Source organism: Achromobacter sp. Marseille-Q4954 (assembly GCF_943737025.1).
Classification (GTDB): Bacteria; Pseudomonadota; Gammaproteobacteria; order Burkholderiales; family Burkholderiaceae_B; genus Achromobacter; species Achromobacter bronchisepticus_A.
Map to the genome: position 1 here is coordinate 162,263 of NZ_CALSFQ010000004.1, position 18,232 is coordinate 180,494.

Sequence of the window (18,232 nt, forward strand, 5' to 3'; positions counted from 1 at the left end):
ATTCCCGACTAATTTGGTATGGCTCCCGGCTAGAAAAAACCGCGCATTCGCGCGGTTTTTCACTGCCAAGCACCTCCGAGAACCGCCCGGCGGGCAGCCCTGCGGAACAAGCGGATCACGCCGCCTGGTACTGGGTCGCGCGCTTGCGCACCAGCTCAAGCACACCCTGACAGGCGTCTTCCAGGTAGTCCAGGACCTTGCCGAAACCGTCGGCGCCGCCATAGTACGGATCGGGCACGGTGGCCTCTTCGAACTCATTGGCAAAGCGCATCAGCAGCATCAGCTTGTGCTGGTAGGCCTTGGGGCACTGCTGCTGCATGGCGGACAGATTGTCCCAATCCATGGCGAGGATCAAGTCGAAATCGCGGAAATCTTCCGCGGTGACCTGACGCGCTTCGCAGTGCGTGATCTCGTAGCCGCGCTTGCGCGCTGCGGCCTGCGCCCGGGCATCAGGCGCCTCGCCGATGTGAAACGCGTGCGTGCCCGCGGAGTCGATGCGAACCACATCGCCCAAACCCGCGTCGTTCACCAAATGGCGAAACACGCCCTCTGCGCTCGGCGAGCGACAGATATTGCCCATGCAAACGAAAAGTACCTTGGTCATCATGGGAGTAAGTGTGCGGGAAAACCCGAGATAAGGCAAGCTTTTTTTGCGTCTGCGGGATTCTGGCCCAGCAAATACGGTATCAATATTTTTTCAATAAAATCAATAACTTATAAAGAAATTCTGATCCCTCTCATGAACACTGAATGCAGATATCCGGGCGAATCGTGGCAGCCTGATTGCAACGCAACAGGTTTTGGCAATATTCAGCCGCCAGTCAGCGAAAAGAAACATTTAGACACGTGATCCGCTGCTACACCGCCCCGTCCAGCAGCACGCGCTGCTTCAGCGCGGTCAGCGCGTCGCGCGCCGCAGCCGCCTGTTCGAACTCGAGGTTCCGGGCATGATCCATCATCAGCTTTTCGAGGCGCTTGATCTCGCGGGCCAGGGCCTTTTCGTCCTTCAGGAACTCCGCCGGAACTGCGGCCTCGAGCGCGTCGTGCTGCGTCGGCGCGACCACGCCATCAATCAGTTCGCGCACGGCCTTCTGCACGCCCCGGGCGGTAATGCCGTGGTCGGCGTTGAACTTCAGCTGCTTGGCCCGCCGCCTTTCGGTTTCCTCCATGGCGCGCTGCATCGAATCGGTGATGCGGTCCGCATAAAGGATGGCGTGGCCGTTGAGGTTGCGCGCCGCACGCCCGATGGTCTGGATCAGGCTGCGTTCCGAACGCAGGAAGCCTTCCTTGTCGGCATCCAGGATCGCGACCAGCGACACTTCGGGAATATCCAGCCCTTCGCGCAGCAGGTTGATCCCCACCAGCACGTCAAAGGTGCCCAGGCGCAGGTCGCGGATGATTTCGACGCGCTCGACGGTGTCGATATCCGAATGCAGATAACGCACGCGCACGCCGTGCTCGCTGAGGAAGTCCGTCAAGTCCTCCGCCATGCGCTTGGTCAGCGTGGTGACCAGCACGCGCTCCGCTTGCGCCACGCGCGCCTTGATCTGCCCGAGGAGGTCATCGACCTGGGTCCGGGCCGGCAGGACCTCGACCAGCGGATCGACCAGCCCGGTAGGCCGCACCACTTGTTCCACGACGTTGTCGGTGTGCTCTTTCTCGTAGGCGGCCGGCGTGGCCGACACGAACACGCACTGGCGCATCCGAGCCTCGAATTCCTCGAGTTTCAGCGGCCGGTTGTCCAACGCCGACGGCAGGCGAAAACCGTACTGCACCAGCGTTTCCTTGCGCGCGCGGTCGCCCCGGTACATGCCGCCCAACTGGCCGATGGTGACATGGCTTTCGTCAATGAACATGAGCGCATCGGACGGCAGGTAGTCGATGAGGGTGGGCGGCGGTTCGCCTGGCGCCGCGCCGGACAGGTGGCGAGAGTAGTTTTCGATGCCTTTGCAGAAGCCCAGCTCCTGCAGCATTTCCAGGTCGAAACGGGTGCGCTGCTCCAGCCGCTGCGCCTCGACCAGATGGCCGTCATCGACGAAGCGCTTGACCCGTTCGCGCAGCTCTTCCTTGATGGTTTCAATGGCGCGCAGCACGGTGTCGCGCGGCGTGACGTAGTGCGAACCGGGATAGACGGTAAAGCGCGGCAGCTTCTGGCGGATGCGGCCGGTCAGCGGATCGAACAGCTCCAGGCTTTCGATCTCGTCGTCGAACAGCGTCAGGCGCAGCGCCAGTTCCGGGCTTTCCGCCGGGAAGATGTCGATGGTCTCGCCACGCACCCGGAAGACGCCGCGGGTGAACTCGGCGTCGTTGCGGGTGTACTGCATGGCGACCAGGCGGGCCAGGATCTCGCGGCGCGAGATCTGGTCGCCGGCGCGCAGGATCAGCACCATGGCGTGGTAGTCGCCCGGGTTGCCGATACCGTAGATGCACGACACGGTGCCCACGATGATGGTGTCGCGGCGCTCCAGCAGGCTCTTGGTCGCCGACAGCCGCATCTGTTCGATGTGCTCATTGATGGACGAATCCTTTTCAATGAACAGGTCGCGCGTCGGCACGTACGCTTCGGGCTGGTAGTAGTCGTAGTACGAAACGAAGTACTCGACGGCGTTCTTCGGGAAGAACTCCCGCATTTCGGCGTACAGCTGGGCGGCCAGCGTCTTATTGGGGGCCAGAACCAGCGCCGGGCGCCCCATGCGGGCGATGACGTTGGCCATGGTGTAGGTCTTGCCGGAACCCGTCACGCCCAGCAGCGTCTGAAACATCAGGCCGTCTTCGACCCCCTGGGTCAACCCCTCGATGGCGGTGGGCTGATCGCCGGCCGGCGGATAGGGTTGGTACAGGTGAAACGGGCTGCCCGGGAAATCGATGAATCCGGGGCCTGGCGCGGACGGATCCGCCACGGCCAATGCCGCCGCGGGATCGGCCGCCAGGTTCGCTGCGGCCCCCGCCGTAATCGGGTCTATTGCGCTCTTAGGCATGCTAGACTCTTCCAGGGTAAACCCCTCATTATCCACAGCAGCCCGTACTGCGTCCACCCACCTCATCAGACTCCCATGAGCACCCTTTTCGATTCCGTCGAACTCGCCCCGCGCGACCCCATTCTTGGCCTGAACGAACAATTCAACGCTGATACGCGTCCCGGTAAAGTCAATCTGGGCGTGGGCGTGTACTACGACGATCAGGGTCGCATCCCCCTGCTGGGCGCGGTTCGCAAGGCCGAAGCCGCCCGCATCGAAGCCGCCGCCGCCCGCGGCTACCTGCCCATCGAAGGCATCGCCGGTTACAACAACGGCGCGCAAGCCCTGCTGCTGGGCAAGGATTCCGCACTGGCCGCCGCCGGCCGCGTGCTGACCACCCAGGCCCTGGGCGGCACCGGCGCGCTGAAGATCGGCGCCGACTTCCTGCGCCAACTGCTGCCGACCTCCAAGGTCCTGATCAGCGACCCCAGCTGGGAAAACCACCGCGCCCTGTTCGAGCGCGCCGGTTTCGAAGTCGGCACCTATTCGTACTACGACGCCGCTACCCGCGGCCTGAACTTCGACGCCATGCTGGCCGACCTGAAGGCCGCGCCGGCCAAGACCGTCGTCGTGCTGCATGCCTGCTGCCACAACCCCACCGGCGTGGACCCCACCGCCGACCAGTGGAAGCAGATCGCCGCCGTCGTCAAGGAAAACAAGCTGGTCCCGTTCCTGGACATCGCCTACCAGGGCTTCGGCGACGGCCTGACCGAGGACGCCTCGGTCGTGCGCATGTTCGCCGACCTGGACCTGACCATGTTCATCAGCTCCTCGTTCTCGAAGTCGTTCTCGCTGTACGGCGAGCGAGTCGGCGCGCTGACGGTCGTCGCCGGCAGCAAGGACGAAGCCACCCGCGTGCTGAGCCAGCTCAAGCGCGTGATCCGCACCAACTACTCCAACCCGCCCACCCACGGCGGCACGGTGGTGTCGACGGTCCTGAACACGCCTGAACTCTTCGCCATGTGGGAAGAGGAACTCGCCGGCATGCGCGACCGCATCCGCCTGATGCGCAAGCAACTGGTCGACAAGATCAAGGAACACGGCGGCAAGCAGGACTTCAGCTTCGTGCTGAAGCAGCGCGGCATGTTCTCGTACTCGGGCCTGACCGCCGCGCAAGTGGACCGCCTGCGCGAAGAACATGGCGTCTACGCCGTGTCCAGCGGCCGCATCTGCGTCGCCGCGCTGAACAGCGGCAACATCGACCAGGTCGCCAAGGGCATCGCAGCCGTGCTGTAAAGCCGTTTACCGCGCACAGGCCCATGCGGCCTGCCGCCAGGAACGGGACCTTCGGGTCCCGTTTTCTTTTGGCTCGGGCCGGCTTCTTCTTATGGTCCGCCCCGAGCTTGCTTTTTTGCGCTGCGTCCCCCAGAATGGCGCTGTATATATGTACAGTCCGCTAGCACCGGATCATCGCCATGGCCAGCAAACTCACTGATCGCCAACAACAAATCCTGGATCTCATCAGGCAGACCGTCACGCGCACGGGCTTCCCGCCGACCCGCGCCGAAATTGCCCTGGCCCTGGGTTTCCGATCCCCAAACGCGGCGGAAGATCACCTCAAGGCGCTTGCCCGCAAGGGCGCCATCGAGCTGACCGCCGGCGCGTCGCGCGGCATCCGCCTGAAGGACGCCTCCCCTGCCCCCACGCAAAGCTCGCTGCCCATGCCGGGCCTGGCCCAATTGCTGCTGCCGCTGGTCGGCCGCGTCGCTGCGGGCAGCCCCATCCTGGCCGCCGAACACGTGGAACGCGAAGTCGGCGTCGATCCCAACCTGTTCGCCCAGACGCCCGACTACCTGCTCAAGGTGCGCGGCATGAGCATGCGCGACGCTGGCATCCTGGAAGGCGACCTGCTCGCCGTAAAGAAAGCCTCGGAAGCCCGCAATGGTCAGATCGTGGTCGCCCGCCTGGGCGACGACGTCACCGTCAAGCGCCTGCAACGCCAGAACGGCCACATAGAACTCCTGCCCGAAAACCCCGATTTCGAACCCATCGTGGTCGAAGCTGGCCAGGATTTCGCGCTTGAAGGCATCGCGGTGGGCCTGATCCGCACGCACGCGCTGCACTAGGAACCAACAGCTCCTGCACCTGCGCAGCATAAAAAAACCCCCGCCAATTTCTTGGCGGGGGTTTTTTGTTGGAAGCCGCATCCAGGAGGAGCGCCGCTTACTGGCGGCGTCGCTCCCGGTTCCATCAGTGCTTGAGCACCGGGTCGGTCGAACCCGGTTCGGCAGGCTTGGCCACCAGGGGTTCCTTGACCGCTTCTTCCTCGGCCAGGGGCTCCGGCAGGCGCTCCAGCGCCAGTTCCAGCACCTTGTCGATCCAGCGCACCGGCACGATCTCGAGATGGTTCTTGACGTTGTCCGGGATCTCCGCCAAATCCTTGACGTTTTCTTCCGGAATCAAGACCGTCTTGATGCCGCCACGGTGAGCTGCCAGCAGCTTTTCCTTCAGGCCGCCGATGGGCAGGACTTCACCGCGCAGCGTGATCTCGCCGGTCATGGCAACGTCGGCGCGCACCGGAATGCGCGACAAGGCCGACACCATGGCCGTGGTGATCGCGATACCCGCGGACGGACCGTCCTTGGGTGTCGCGCCTTCCGGCACGTGCACGTGCATGTCGTGCTTCTCGAACACGCTGTCGGCAAAGCCCAGGCGGCGGGCGCGGGAACGCACTACCGTGCGGGCCGCCTCGACCGACTCCTTCATCACGTCGCCCAGCGAGCCGGTGCGTTGGATGACGCCCTTGCCGGGCATGTCCGCGACTTCGATCGTCAGCAGGTCGCCGCCGACTTCCGTCCAGGCCAGACCCGTCACCTGACCGATCTGGTTTTCCTTTTCGGCCATGCCGAAGGCATAACGGCGCACGCCCAGGAATTCACTCAGGTTGTCGCCCGTGACGTTGACCGGCTTGACCTCGGCGGCCTTGCCTTCAGCCTTGGCGCGGTCGCTCTGGGTCAGCAACTGCTTGATGACCTTGCGGCAGATCTTGCCCACTTCGCGTTCGAGCGCACGCACACCGGCTTCGCGGGTGTAGTAGCGCACGATGTCGCGCAGCGCGCTGTCGTCGACCGTGAGTTCGCTATCCTTCACGCCGTTGTTCTTCATCAGCTTGGGCAGCAGATGGTCGCGGGCGATGTGGATCTTCTCTTCCTCGGTGTAACCCGACAGACGGATCACTTCCATGCGGTCCAGCAGCGCCGGCGGAATATTCAGCGTGTTGCTGGTGGCCACGAACATGACGTCGGACAGGTCGAAGTCGACTTCGATGTAGTGGTCCTGGAACGTGTGGTTCTGTTCGGGATCCAGTACTTCGAGCAACGCCGACGAGGGATCGCCGCGGAAATCCATGCCCAGCTTGTCGATTTCATCGAGCAGGAACAAGGGATTGCGCACGCCGACCTTCGACATGTTCTGGACGATCTTGCCAGGCATGGAGCCGATGTACGTGCGGCGATGGCCGCGGATCTCGGCTTCGTCGCGCACGCCGCCCAGCGCCATGCGCACGAACTTGCGGTTCGTCGCCTTGGCGATGGATTGGCCGAGCGAGGTCTTGCCGACGCCCGGAGGGCCGACCAGGCACAGGATCGGCGCCTTCACCTTGTCCACGCGCTGTTGCACGGCAAGGTATTCCAGGATCCGTTCCTTGACCTTTTCCAGACCGTAGTGGTCGTTGTCCAGCACCGTTTCCGCGTTGCTGATGGAATTGTTGATCTTGCTCTTCTTCCTCCAGGGGAGGTTGATGAGCGTATCGATGTAGTTGCGCACCACGGTGGCTTCTGCCGACATGGGCGACATGAGCTTGAGCTTCTTGAGCTCGGCATCGGCCTTCTTGCGCGCCTCTTTGGGCATGTGGGCAGCGATGATCTTCTTTTCGAGCTCTTCGATGTCCGCGCCTTCCTCGCCCTCGCCCAACTCCTTCTGAATGGCCTTGACCTGCTCATTCAGGTAGTAGTCGCGCTGGCTCTTTTCCATCTGCTTCTTCACGCGGCCGCGAATCCGCTTTTCGACCTGGAGGATGTCGATTTCGGTTTCGAGTTGCGTGAGCAGGCCTTCGAGGCGCTCGGAGGTGCCGACGATCTCGAGCATCTTCTGCTTCTGCTCGAGCTTCAAGGGAAGATGCGCGGCGATCGTGTCGGCCAGGCGTCCGGCATCATCGATGCCAGCCAGCGAGGTCAGGATCTCCGGGGGGATCTTCTTGTTCAGTTTTACGTACTGCTCGAACTGCGCAACGATGGCGCGGCGCAGGGCTTCGGTTTCGGAGCCTTGCACGGCGTCCGGTTCGATCGGTGACACCTGGCAGGTGAAATGCGAATCGGCATCTTCGATGCTGTTGATGCGGGCGCGCTGGGTGCCCTCGACCAGCACCTTGACGGTGCCGTCGGGCAGCTTGAGCATCTGCAGGATGCCGGCTACGCAGCCGATCTCGTAGACGTCTTCGGGGGTGGGGTCATCCTTGCCGGCGGATTTCTGGGCCACCAGCATGATGCTCTTGCCCGCTTCCATCGCAACCTCGAGCGCGCGGATAGAGCGCGGGCGGCCGACGAACAGCGGGATGACCATGTGCGGAAACACCACGACATCGCGCAGTGGGAGCAGGGGCAGGTCGATCGGGTCGGAAGGCAGGGTCTGGCTGGCAGACATAGGAGGTTCCTCGGTATGACTCGGCGTATCGGGGACGGGAGGCCTGGGTATACCCGGACAATCCACGTCGGTTACGTCTGTTATGGGAACAATAGCCGAAAATTCAAGATCTCGGCGCCTGGATCCCCCAACGGCTTAAAAAAACCGCGGGCGGCACCCTCAGTATGCAAGCGTCGCGCCTGCAGGAAAAGCGTGTTTGCACCCGGGAATGCGCCTTAGGCAAAAAAACCCGTTACAGGAACGGGCTTTTCTGAAATATCAGGCTGCGGCGTCGCGGACTTCTCCGCGCTCTGGCTTGTCTGAAGCCGCGTCCTCGTCGGCGTAGATGAGCAATGGCTTGCCCTCGCCTTCGATCGCGTTCTCGTCCAGCACCACGCGCTTGACGTTGCCCTGGGAGGGCAGGTCATACATGGTATCCAGCAGGGCCTGCTCGATGATGGAGCGCAGGCCGCGCGCGCCCGTCTTGCGGCGCAGCGCCTTGCGGGCGATCGCCTTCAGGGCGGCGGGACGCACGTCGAGCTCGGCGCCTTCCATGGCGAACAGCTTCTGGAACTGCTTGAGCAAGGCGTTCTTGGGCTCGGTCAGGATCTGCACCAGGGCCGCTTCGTCCAGTTCATCCAGGGTGGCGACCACCGGCAGACGGCCGACCAGCTCGGGGATCAGGCCGAACTTGATCAGGTCTTCGGGTTCGACTTCCGAGAACAGCTCGCCCACGCCGCGTTCCGACTTGGCGCGCACCGAGGCCGAAAAGCCGATGCCCGATTTCTCGGTGCGGTCGCGGATGACCTTTTCCAGTCCGTCGAAGGCGCCGCCCACGATGAACAGGATGTTGGTCGTGTCGACCTGGACGAAGTCCTGGTTCGGGTGCTTGCGGCCGCCCTGCGGGGGCACCGAGGCGACAGTGCCTTCGATCAGCTTCAGCAAGGCCTGCTGCACGCCCTCGCCCGACACGTCGCGGGTGATGGACGGGTTGTCGGACTTGCGGGAGATCTTGTCGATTTCGTCGATGTAGATGATGGCGCGCTGCGCCTTCTCTACTTCGTAGTTGCAGTTCTGCAGCAACTTCTGAATGATGTTCTCGACGTCTTCACCCACGTAACCGGCTTCGGTCAGCGTGGTGGCGTCGGCCATGACGAAGGGCACGTTCAGCATGCGCGCCAGCGTCTGGGCCAGCAGCGTCTTGCCCGACCCGGTGGGGCCGATCAGCATGATGTTGCTCTTGGAGAGCTCGACCTCGTCGCCCTTGATCTCGCCGTGACGGATGCGCTTGTAATGGTTGTAGACGGCCACGGCCAGCATGCGCTTGGGCGAGTTTTGCCCAATGACGTACTGGTCGAGGAAGGTCTTGATTTCAGCCGGAGTGGGCAGTTCGGAACGAATCGCCGCGCGCGCGGTGGCTTGCGCCTCCTCGCGGATGATGTCGTTGCACAGATCTATGCATTCATCGCAGATGAATACCGACGGACCCGCGATCAGCTTGCGGACTTCATGCTGGCTTTTATTGCAAAACGAGCAATGCAGCACTTTTGCGTCTGCCGATCCCTTTTTTTCAGGCATATATGTTCGTATCTCAGGTAAAGATGCGCCAGGCCGGCTAAAGGCCTAGCGCATGCGCTTACTCAAACGTGGTGGCAGCGGGTTCGGGTCAACCGGGAAGTCAGCCTTCCGAGCGGGAGGTCATAACCTTGTCCACCAGTCCATACGATACCGCATCTTCGGCCGACATGAAGTTGTCACGCTCCGTGTCTATGCCGATGCGTTCCATGGTCTGGCCGGTATTGTCGGCCAGGATGCGGTTCAGGCGTTCACGCAGGTCCAGGATCTCGCGGGCCTGGATCTGGATGTCCGAGGCCTGCCCCTGGGCGCCGCCCGAGGGCTGGTGGATCATGATGCGCGAGTTGGGCAGCGTGAAGCGCTTGCCCTTCTTGCCTGCCGCCAGCAGGAACGCGCCCATGCTGGCCGCCAGGCCGGTGCAAAGGGTGGACACGTCCGGCTTGACGAATTGCATGGTGTCAAAGATGGCCATTCCCGCATACACCGACCCGCCGGGCGAGTTGATGTACAGGGAAATGTCCTTGTCAGGATTCTCCGATTCCAGGAACAGCAACTGCGCCACGACCAGGTTGGCCGTTGCGTCGTTGACCGGACCCACCAGGAAAATGAGCCGCTCGCGGAGCAGACGCGAATAGATGTCGTAGGCGCGTTCGCCGCGCCCCGACTGCTCGATCACCATGGGAATGTAGCCCAGGCCGGTGGGGGTCACCGAAGACCCGCCATTCATTGCCGCATAGAAATCGGTGAATCTCTGCATAGTGTTACGCCATCCCCATCAACTGATCGAAAGGCACCTTCTCTTCGGTGACCTTGGCCTTTTCAAGCACGTGCGCGACGACATTGTCTTCCAGCACGATAGCCTCGATTTCAGCACGACGCTGGCGGTCGGCCAGGTAATAGCTGACAACCTGTGCGGGTTGTTCGTAGTTCTCGGCGAACTCTTCGATACGCGCACGGACTTGTTCGGGCTTGGCTTGCAGCTGGGCTTGCTTGACCAGTTCCGACACCAGCAGGCCCAGGCGCACGCGGCGTTCGGACTCGGTGGCGAAGGCTTCGGCCGGGATCGGCACGGATTCGGCGTTGGGGATGCCACGCTGCTTCAGCTCTTCGCGGGCGGCGGCGACACGGCCTTGCACGTCGTTGTCGACCAGGGCCTTCGGCACGTCGAACTTGCCGGCTTCGACCAGGGCGTCCATGACGCTGGACTTGGTGCGGCCAGCCGAACGGACCTTGACTTCGCGGTCGATGTTGCTGCGGATGTCGGCCTTCAGCTTTTCGACGTCGCCTTCGGCCTGGCCGAGGGACTTGGCGAATTCGCCGTTCAGCTCGGGCAGCACGCCTTCAGCCACTTCCTTGACGGTGATGGTGAATTCGGCGGTCTTGCCGGCAACTTCCTTGCCCTGATAGTCGTCGGGGAACTTGAGCGGGAAGACCTTGCTTTCGCCAGCCTTCAGGCCGCGGGCGGCTTCTTCGAATTCGGGCAGCATGCGGCCTTGGCCGAGCACGAACGGGAAGGCTTCGGCCTTGCCGCCTTCGAACGGCACGCCGTCGATGGTGCCGGCGAAGTCCAGCGTGACGCGGTCGCCGTCTTGCGAGGCGCGGCCTTCACGGGCTTCGAACGTGGCGCGCTGCTTGCGCAGGACGTCCAGGGTCTGCTGCACTTCGGCGTCGGTGACGGCCGTTTCGTAGCGGGTGACGGCCAGGGCCGACAGGTCCGGCACGGCGACTTCGGGATAGACCTCGAACGTGGCGGTGAACGCCAGCGTGTCGTCGGCAACGCCTTCAGTCTTGGGCTCGAGGTTCGGGGCGCCGGCGACGCGCAGCTTGGCGCCATCGACAGCTTGTTCAAAGGCACGGCCAACTTGGCTATTGATCACGTCGTAGCGAATGCCGGGGCCATGGCTGCGCTCGAGCATGGCGAGCGGCGCCTTGCCCGGACGGAAGCCGGGGACCTTGGCGGTCCGGGCCACGCGCTTCAATTGCGCCTGGACTTCCTTTTCGACGTCGGCCACCGAGACGGCCAGATCAACACGGCGCTCCAGGCCGGAGAGGGTTTCAACCACAGGCTGCATTAAAAGACCTATTTTCCGAGAGATAAAGAGATGACGGGCGGATAAACGGCGCATTTTACCGGAAACTTCCGGCGCCCTGACGCAAAGGGGCGCGAGCACCCGGATAAGTCCGGATACTCGCGCCCCGTTTTCCACCCGGGACGGGAGAATTTACGCCAGCCAGTATGCCTTACTTGGCCTTGGCGATGCGCTCTTCGATGTGCTGCGCGCGCTTGGCCGAGGACGGGTGCGAGCTCATCATGTCGCTCTTGCCGCCGTCCAGTTCGGCCAGTTTCTGGAACGCGGTCACCAGGCCGCGGGTGTTCAGGCCCTTGGCCTGCAGCTGGTCGAACGAGTAATCGTCGGCGGCGCTTTCCTGCGACTGCGAGAACTGCGCGTTGATGAACTTCTCGGTCAGGTCGCCCAACTGCGAGGAGTTCAACGCGGCCACGGTGGCGCCGCCCGCGGCATTGGCGGCGTCGCGCGCGGCGGAAACGGTGTAGGCGGTCTGCATCGCCTTCTTGCTGTGGCCCAGCGCGACGTGGCCGATTTCGTGGCCCACCACGCCCAGCACTTCGTCATCGGTCATCATGTCCATCAGGCCGCTGTAGACGCGGATGCAGCCGTTGGCCATGGCCCAGGCGTTGACGTCCTTGGTGACGTAGACCTTGTAGCTGGCCTTCTGGCCGTTGACCGTGCCGCCCAGTTGCTTGGCGATCTTCTGCAGACGGGCGTCGTACTTGCTGCCGGGAGCGGCGATCTTTTCCTGGGAATCGCTCTGCGCGCAAGCCTTGTCCGACAGGGTCTTGATCTCGGCATCGCTCAGCGTGGCGGCCTGAACGACCTTGCTGCCGGCGCCGACCAGGCCGCCGATGTCCAAAGCCTGGGAGGCAGAGAAAGGGGCGAGCGCAACGCTCAGGGCAGCGACGGTGTAGCGGATCTTCATGGGAACAAACTCCTCTTTACTGGCTCTATGCGAACGAGGCCGCAATTCTATATACGACCAATGCGCACCAAGCGTTTCGCCACACAGTTTCGCAAATGCCAGTTTTCCTTACATAAAACCCGAACAGAATTTGCGCAATCGTGCTAGCGGGTATTCCCTCGGACGAGGCCCCTCAAAGAAACTGATATCTGCGGCAACGCGGCGTTGATAGAATTGCGCCCGCCATTTTTCGCACACACCATAGGGCTCGCACCCAAATGATCTCCAACACCCCTCCCCGCCTGGGCTTGCTGCCCAGCCTGATCTTCAGCTCGCGCTGGCTGCAACTGCCCTTGTACCTGGGCCTGATCGTCGCGCAAGGCGTCTACGTCATGCTGTTCCTGAAGGAGCTGTGGCACCTGGTGACGCACGCCAGCAGCTTCGGCGAAATGGAGATCATGCTGCTGGTGCTGGGCCTGATCGACGTGGTAATGATCTCGAACCTGCTGGTCATGGTGATCGTGGGCGGCTACGAAACCTTTGTGTCGCGCCTGCGACTGCAAGGCCACCCGGACCAGCCGGAATGGCTCAGCCACGTGAACGCCAGCGTGCTCAAGGTCAAGCTGGCCATGGCCATCATCGGCATCTCCTCGATCCACCTGCTGCGCACGTTCATCGAGGCCGGCACGTTGGGCACGCCCAACGCGCGCTTCTCCGAGGCCGGCGTGATGTGGCAGACCATCATCCACGCCCTGTTCATCCTGTCGGCGCTGGGAATTGCGCTGGTGGACAAGCTGGCCACGCCGCCGGCCAACCACGCGAAGCACTGACGCCGGGAAGCGCCCCCGAGGCGCGCCAGCCCGGCAACAAAAAAAGCCCCCGCACATTGCGTGCGGGGGCTTTTTTCTGGGCGGAACGCCGGGCCGGCCCGGGGCGCTGCCCTGCGAAGGTCAGGCCGCTACCTTGATGTTCTTTGCGCTGGGTCCCTTGGGGCCGGTACCGACCTCGAAGGTGACGCGCTGGTTCTCCTGCAGCGACTTGTAGCCTTCGCTGCGGATTTCCGAGTAGTGAGCGAAAAGATCCTTGCTGCCATCATCGGGCATGATGAAACCATAACCCTTTTCGGCGTTGAACCACTTAACGATGCCGGTTGCCATGGAGTGTCCTTGAACCTAGAAAAAGCGATTGCTCGCGGGGCGCCAGATCATCAAGGATGGGAGAGGAAGCAACCGCAGTACCACTGACGGCGACAAGTGAAACGCAGACCGCGTCGCTTGAAAATCTCGCTAAACCCAGTGTATTGGCGAACCCCGAAAAACGTCAAACATCCGCAAATTCGAGAGCGCCTCCAAAGCGCCGCGGAAGCAAGCCTGGCGAGGGGTTGGGACCGCCAGACGGGCCTGGAATTTTCAACTTGGAACGTGCGGACACATGCGGATACCTGCCGCCCGGCAGGCGCCCGAAACCACCTGCCGCACGGCAGCCACCTACCCTGCGAACCCGCCGGAATCCAGAAATTCCTGCTCTGCCTGGGTGGTTTGCCGCCCCAGCGCGGCGTTGCGATGGGGAAAGCGCCCAAAGCGCTTGACGATGTCGCGATGCAGGACCGCCCAGCGCAGCGAGTCGGCGTCCAATGTCTCCATCAAAGCCACCGCGCGGTTTTGCGCGGCAAGGTTCTCCGCGTGCTCGAAGGGCAGGTAGAAAAACTGGCGCAGTTGCGGATCCACTCCCAGATCATGGCCGGCCGCAATGGCCCGGTCGGCGAAGTACTGGGCCAATGGGTCGGTGGCGAACATGTGCGCGGTATCCCGGTAGGCGTTGCGCGGGAACTGGTCCAACAGAACCATCAGCGCCAAGGCGCCGGTGGCGTCGTCCAGCCATGCATCCAGCTGCCGGGCCGCCGCAGCCATGTGGGCGGCCTCAAAACGGGTGCGGAAGGCTGCGTCGAAGTCCGCGCTCTTGCTGAACCATTGCTGCGGACCGGCATTGCGCCAGAACGCGACCACCTCGTGGGGCTGCGGAACGATCTGGGAGGCGGGGGAAGAAGTCATGAGCGCGCGTATCCTGAAGTCGAAAGCAAGGCCGACAATAACAGAGACGCGCACCGTATTAGGATCCATACACCGAATGGATGAATCGAGTGCGATTCGGAAACCTGAATAAAGCGATCTAGGGATTACCCTGAGATAACACAAGCGCAGCGATACTTTCCATATTTAGGAATGCTGCGGCAGAAAACAAAAAAGCCCCACGAGGGGGCTTCTATCGAAAACTCAGACCCTTACAGGACCTGGATCTTCGTAGCTTGCGGGCCCTTGGGGCCGTTGGCCGTCACAAAGCTGACGCGCTGGTTCTCTTCCAGAGACTTGAAGCCCGAGCCCTGAATTTCGGAGAAGTGAGCGAACAGATCCTTACCACCCGCTTCCGGAGTGATGAAGCCATAGCCCTTTTCCGAGTTGAACCACTTAACGACGCCGGTTTCCATACTGTATTTCCTAGAGATAATGGGCAAATGCCCGGAGGTCACGAATCAATCAAGGAGGGGACAGTAGAACAATAACGCTGAGCCGGAAAAGGCACGGCACTGAACGAAAATCGCAACGCTTGTGATCGTGTGCCGACACTATCGTTAGGTTCCCCTCACAAGTCAACATAATCCTAAAAAATGCGTGCCAATAATGCAACAAAGAGAAACTGCACGCGGATTCCACACATTTTCATAGGCAATAAGAAGTCCTGCATAGGTGTTTACACCCACGCATCATAAAAAAACAATCTAGGCTTATATAAATGCCGCCTGCCCGCGTACGAGGATTTCTTCATACGCCGTTCGGGCTAGCACTTTGGTTTGCCGCCAGGCTTACTCGTCGATAGGTAAACCCAGCAGATCGAGCGCCGCGCCGAAAGCATCGGGGCCCGAGCAAAGGAAAACCGCCACGTCGCCGGGATTCATATTCTCCAGGACTTGGTCGATCTGTTCTTGCGCATTATCAACATTGTCGACACTAGAGGCGTGTATGTCAGCCCCTGCTTCGACTTTTTCACGCGGCACGATGTCTGCGATCGCATTGAGATCCGTCACGCCTTCCAGGACGTAGACGCTGATGCTCTCGCCATCCAGCGTGGTGTGCAGCTCGACGCCGCCCGCTACGTCGGCGACTTGCCGACTTACTATTTCCATGATCACTCTTCCTTGACTTGCGGGCGTTGCCCGCCTGGGCACGCACCTTGCAGGTGCACTCGCACGCCCAGGCGCGACTATAACAGCCTTGGGCTAATGCTTCTTGACAGTAGGACCAAGCGACTGCCGCGCGGCGCCGGAAGTGGCGGCGACGGAACGGGTCCGCACCCCGGCGTCGGCCAGGACCCGGACCAGCGGCTTCTGCGCCGTCAGGAAGCGGTCCTTCTCCTCGCCGGCGAGCTTGCAGACGAACATCTGGGCCAGCAGCTGCGTGCGGCGGGCCTTGCGGTTGCCGGCCTCCTGGGCGAGCCAGTCGCCGACCCACGCCGCCGCCGCATCCGCATCGCCCTGCAGCTTGATATGGCCAAGCAGATCGAACACGGTCACGCCTTCGATGCGGCCGTCCTCGCTGCGCGTGAGAAAGAGCTTGGCGGCCTGGCCCGTGTAGCCTGGGATCAGCGCGAGGCAATCGCGCTCTGCGGGTTTCTTCATGGAATCTGCATGTATCGGTTATCGAGAACTCTGGACTGTAACCCGGCTGCAGCGCCTGTCGCTTCGCGGCAATCGATCTCTGCTATCGTCGGCTTGTCTTTTACCCCAACGAATGGTGGACAACATGCAACGCGATTTCGACTTGGTCGTCACTATCCTGGGCGCCCTGCGCGACGCCCCCGGCCCCAACCTGAGCACGCACGACATCAAGAACGTGGCCCTGGCGCCGCATCCCGAAGAGCAAGGGCTGCAGCTGATTGCGCATCACCTCGACCTGCTGGAAGACGCGGGCCTGGTCAAGCAGATCAGCGAAACGGCTGCCACCGCGGGCGCGACGCGCTGGCGCATCACCTGGAAGGGCTACGACGCCCTGGAACAGGATGAAGACGACGAAGACGAGGATTTCGACGCCGAAGAATAAGGCGCGCAGCGCTCAGCGGCGCAAGAGTATGCGCCGCGTAAGCAGCGACGCGGCGGCGCCGATCACCAGGCTGAACATGAAGGCGGCGATCGACAGCATCGCCGACAGCTCGCTGAAGCCGCCGTGGCGGGAAAGCAGGAACACCGCCACGCCCACCGCAACGGCCAGCGCGGCAACCCCCAGCAGGACCCGCTTGACGGAACCCAGGCGGCCGCACAGCGACCCGCCTGCCAGCGCCGCCGCCACCATCGCGGCCATGGACCAGAACAGGTATTCGTACTGCATGCGGACGGTCTCCCCCGAAGGTATTGAGGCGCAGGCATTATAGGCGTCCGCCTGCACGATCCGCCGCGCGCTAGGCGACGGCGACCACGCTGATCTCCACCAGGGCGCCGTAGTGCAGCTCGCGGGTGGGCACGATGGCCCGCGCGGGCCGATGATCGCCGAAGCCCTCCTCGTAGACCCGGTTGACCTCGTCCCAGAGCGCCACGTCCGGGATGTACACCGTCACGCTGGCGACCGCGGCAAGCGAGGCGCCGGCCGCTTCCAGGATGGCGCGAACACTGCGCAGCGCTTCCCGGGTCTGGGCCGCGGCGCCGTCGGCCAGCGCCGGCCGCGCGCCGGGCGCAGCAGGCGGCAGAAAGCCCAACTGCCCAGAGACGAAGATGAAACCGTTGGCGCGGACCGCCTGCGAATAGTGGCCGGCGGGCGGCGTGGCCTGATGCGTATGGATGAGATCCATGCATGCCTCCTCGTGAAAGGCGGCTTACCAGCCGCGAAAGCGTTCCCAATGCGCCACTACGCCGGACGAATCCGGACGCACGACCTCGTAGGCATCGTGCTGGGCGCAGGTGGCGCAGGCGTGATTGGGCACGATGCGCAGCTTCGCTCCCAGCGGCAGATCGGGCAGGGCCGCGCCGCTGCCTGGACGCACCTTGATGATGCCCTGCTCCTGGTTGGTCTCGGCCAGCAGCAGGTCGGGATAGACCGTGCCGTTCGCATCGCACACCAGGCCGTACAGTTGATCAACCCGCTGTTTGGCGGTACCCCGGTCGCGCGACATGGCCATCCATCCGGCATCCACCAGGATCCAGCCCTTGTCGGGCTGATGGCCGATCACGGTCGTCAACACGGTGGCGGCGATGTCATCGACCGAACACACGCCCAGCCCGGCCATCACCAGATCGAAGAACACGTAAACGCCCGCGCGGACTTCGGTCACGCCGTCGAGCTTGCGGGCGAAATGCGCGGTGGGGGTGGATCCCACGCTGACCACCGGACATGGCAGCCCTGCCTGGCGGATCGCCTCGGCGCAACTCACGGCCGCCACGCGCTCCTGCTCCGCCATGTCGGCAATGGCGTCGACGCTATCGCAGCCGTACGACTCGCCGGCGTGCGTCATGACGCCGCGCAGGCATGCGCCGTCCTCATGCAGGACGCGCGCAATCGCCAGCAACTGGGCCGTGTTGCCCGGCTGCACCCCGGCACGATGGCCGTCGCAGTCGATCTCGATCAGCGCCGGGATGGCGTCGCCCGCCTCCCGCGCCCGCTGGGCGACGGCGCGCGCCGCTTCCAGGCTGTCCACCACCACGGTGAGGTCCACGCCGCGGCGGCGCAGCGCCAGCACGCGGTCCAGCTTTGCCGGCGACACGCCCACGGCGTACAGCAGGTCGGTGACGCCGGCGGCGGCGAACTGTTCGGCCTCCTGCAGCGTGGACACGGCGGCCGGGCCCTGGGGTGTGGACATGAGCCGGCGCGCCACGTCGATCGACTTGGGCGTCTTCAGGTGCGGACGCAACTGCACCCCGTGCCCGGCCATCAGCGCGTTCAGACGCTCGATGTTGCGCATCATGCGCGTCTCATCGAGCAGCAGGCATGGGGTATCCAGGGTTTCGAGGGAAGAAGGCGTGGCGTTCTGGTTCATGGCGCTCTCGGCAGGGCGTATCGGAA

The 18,232-nt window shown here is 63.0% G+C and carries 19 protein-coding genes; 4 read left to right on the top strand and 15 right to left on the bottom strand.

The window, feature by feature from the left end:
- Window positions 1-115: 115 nt before the first annotated feature.
- A complete protein-coding gene (locus NGK62_RS29000; protein ID WP_006386176.1) occupies window positions 116-607 on the bottom strand; it encodes a low molecular weight protein-tyrosine-phosphatase in 492 nt (163 codons plus the stop codon).
- A 250-nt stretch (window positions 608-857) separates the two neighbouring features.
- Window positions 858-2,978 (bottom strand): excinuclease ABC subunit UvrB, encoded by a 2,121-nt coding sequence (uvrB, locus tag NGK62_RS29005; RefSeq protein WP_223283244.1) that lies wholly within the window; start codon window positions 2,976-2,978, stop codon window positions 858-860.
- Between the two features lie 75 nt (window positions 2,979-3,053).
- Between uvrB and NGK62_RS29010 the strand changes: the two genes are divergently transcribed.
- On the top strand, window positions 3,054-4,253 hold the full coding sequence (locus NGK62_RS29010) for an amino acid aminotransferase (protein ID WP_251881606.1): 1,200 nt from the start codon (window positions 3,054-3,056) through the stop codon (window positions 4,251-4,253).
- A 179-nt stretch (window positions 4,254-4,432) separates the two neighbouring features.
- Complete coding sequence (gene lexA / locus NGK62_RS29015; protein WP_118932691.1) at window positions 4,433-5,083, top strand: transcriptional repressor LexA; 651 nt, start codon at window positions 4,433-4,435, stop codon at window positions 5,081-5,083.
- Window positions 5,084-5,207: 124 nt separating this feature from the next.
- Here lexA and lon read toward each other — a convergent pair whose 3' ends face one another.
- The 5 genes from lon to loiP form a co-directional block, all read right to left on the bottom strand.
- On the bottom strand, window positions 5,208-7,658 hold the full coding sequence (gene lon, locus NGK62_RS29020) for an endopeptidase La (RefSeq protein ID WP_251881608.1): 2,451 nt from the start codon (window positions 7,656-7,658) through the stop codon (window positions 5,208-5,210).
- A 258-nt stretch (window positions 7,659-7,916) separates the two neighbouring features.
- A complete protein-coding gene (gene clpX, locus NGK62_RS29025; protein ID WP_054456097.1) occupies window positions 7,917-9,215 on the bottom strand; it encodes an ATP-dependent Clp protease ATP-binding subunit ClpX in 1,299 nt (432 codons plus the stop codon).
- Window positions 9,216-9,315: 100 nt separating this feature from the next.
- Window positions 9,316-9,969: an ATP-dependent Clp endopeptidase proteolytic subunit ClpP gene (gene clpP, locus NGK62_RS29030; protein ID WP_054456095.1), complete on the bottom strand. Its 654-nt coding sequence runs from the start codon at window positions 9,967-9,969 to the stop codon at window positions 9,316-9,318.
- A gap of 4 nt (window positions 9,970-9,973) precedes the next feature.
- Entirely contained in the window at window positions 9,974-11,284 is a 1,311-nt protein-coding gene (gene tig, locus NGK62_RS29035; protein WP_251881611.1) for a trigger factor, read from the bottom strand.
- A gap of 169 nt (window positions 11,285-11,453) precedes the next feature.
- Window positions 11,454-12,209 carry a metalloprotease LoiP gene (loiP, locus tag NGK62_RS29040; protein ID WP_059373567.1) on the bottom strand — a complete coding sequence of 252 codons (756 nt, stop codon included), beginning with the start codon at window positions 12,207-12,209 and terminating at the stop codon, window positions 11,454-11,456.
- Window positions 12,210-12,466: 257 nt separating this feature from the next.
- On the opposite strand from loiP, the gene NGK62_RS29045 reads away from it, so the two are divergent.
- The gene (locus tag NGK62_RS29045; protein WP_059373569.1) at window positions 12,467-13,018 is read left to right on the top strand and encodes a TIGR00645 family protein; all 552 of its coding nucleotides are present in this window, start codon (window positions 12,467-12,469) and stop codon (window positions 13,016-13,018) included.
- Between the two features lie 120 nt (window positions 13,019-13,138).
- Here the strand turns inward: NGK62_RS29045 and NGK62_RS29050 are convergent, their stop codons facing one another.
- The 5 genes from NGK62_RS29050 to NGK62_RS29070 form a co-directional block, all read right to left on the bottom strand.
- On the bottom strand, window positions 13,139-13,345 hold the full coding sequence (locus tag NGK62_RS29050; protein ID WP_006225311.1) for a cold-shock protein: 207 nt from the start codon (window positions 13,343-13,345) through the stop codon (window positions 13,139-13,141).
- A 330-nt stretch (window positions 13,346-13,675) separates the two neighbouring features.
- The gene (locus tag NGK62_RS29055) at window positions 13,676-14,239 is read right to left on the bottom strand and encodes a DUF924 family protein (protein WP_118932692.1); all 564 of its coding nucleotides are present in this window, start codon (window positions 14,237-14,239) and stop codon (window positions 13,676-13,678) included.
- Window positions 14,240-14,469: 230 nt separating this feature from the next.
- Window positions 14,470-14,673, bottom strand: a complete 204-nt coding sequence (locus NGK62_RS29060; protein WP_006220190.1) for a cold-shock protein — start codon at window positions 14,671-14,673, stop codon at window positions 14,470-14,472.
- 375 nt (window positions 14,674-15,048) lie between these two features.
- Window positions 15,049-15,369, bottom strand: a complete 321-nt coding sequence (locus NGK62_RS29065; protein WP_059373572.1) for a hypothetical protein — start codon at window positions 15,367-15,369, stop codon at window positions 15,049-15,051.
- 93 nt (window positions 15,370-15,462) lie between these two features.
- Window positions 15,463-15,861 (bottom strand): hypothetical protein, encoded by a 399-nt coding sequence (locus NGK62_RS29070; RefSeq protein WP_251881612.1) that lies wholly within the window; start codon window positions 15,859-15,861, stop codon window positions 15,463-15,465.
- Window positions 15,862-15,985: 124 nt separating this feature from the next.
- Between NGK62_RS29070 and NGK62_RS29075 the strand changes: the two genes are divergently transcribed.
- Window positions 15,986-16,282, top strand: a complete 297-nt coding sequence (locus NGK62_RS29075; protein ID WP_059373680.1) for a DUF2513 domain-containing protein — start codon at window positions 15,986-15,988, stop codon at window positions 16,280-16,282.
- A 12-nt stretch (window positions 16,283-16,294) separates the two neighbouring features.
- On the opposite strand, the gene NGK62_RS29080 is transcribed toward NGK62_RS29075, so the two are convergent.
- The 3 genes from NGK62_RS29080 to NGK62_RS29090 all read right to left on the bottom strand — a co-directional run bounded on the left by NGK62_RS29080 (window position 16,295) and on the right by NGK62_RS29090 (window position 18,206).
- Window positions 16,295-16,567, bottom strand: a complete 273-nt coding sequence (locus tag NGK62_RS29080) for a hypothetical protein (protein WP_059373576.1) — start codon at window positions 16,565-16,567, stop codon at window positions 16,295-16,297.
- Between the two features lie 70 nt (window positions 16,568-16,637).
- On the bottom strand, window positions 16,638-17,024 hold the full coding sequence (locus NGK62_RS29085) for a RidA family protein (protein ID WP_059373578.1): 387 nt from the start codon (window positions 17,022-17,024) through the stop codon (window positions 16,638-16,640).
- A gap of 24 nt (window positions 17,025-17,048) precedes the next feature.
- A complete protein-coding gene (locus NGK62_RS29090) occupies window positions 17,049-18,206 on the bottom strand; it encodes a DSD1 family PLP-dependent enzyme (protein WP_118932694.1) in 1,158 nt (385 codons plus the stop codon).
- Between the last annotated feature and the right edge of the window lie 26 nt (window positions 18,207-18,232).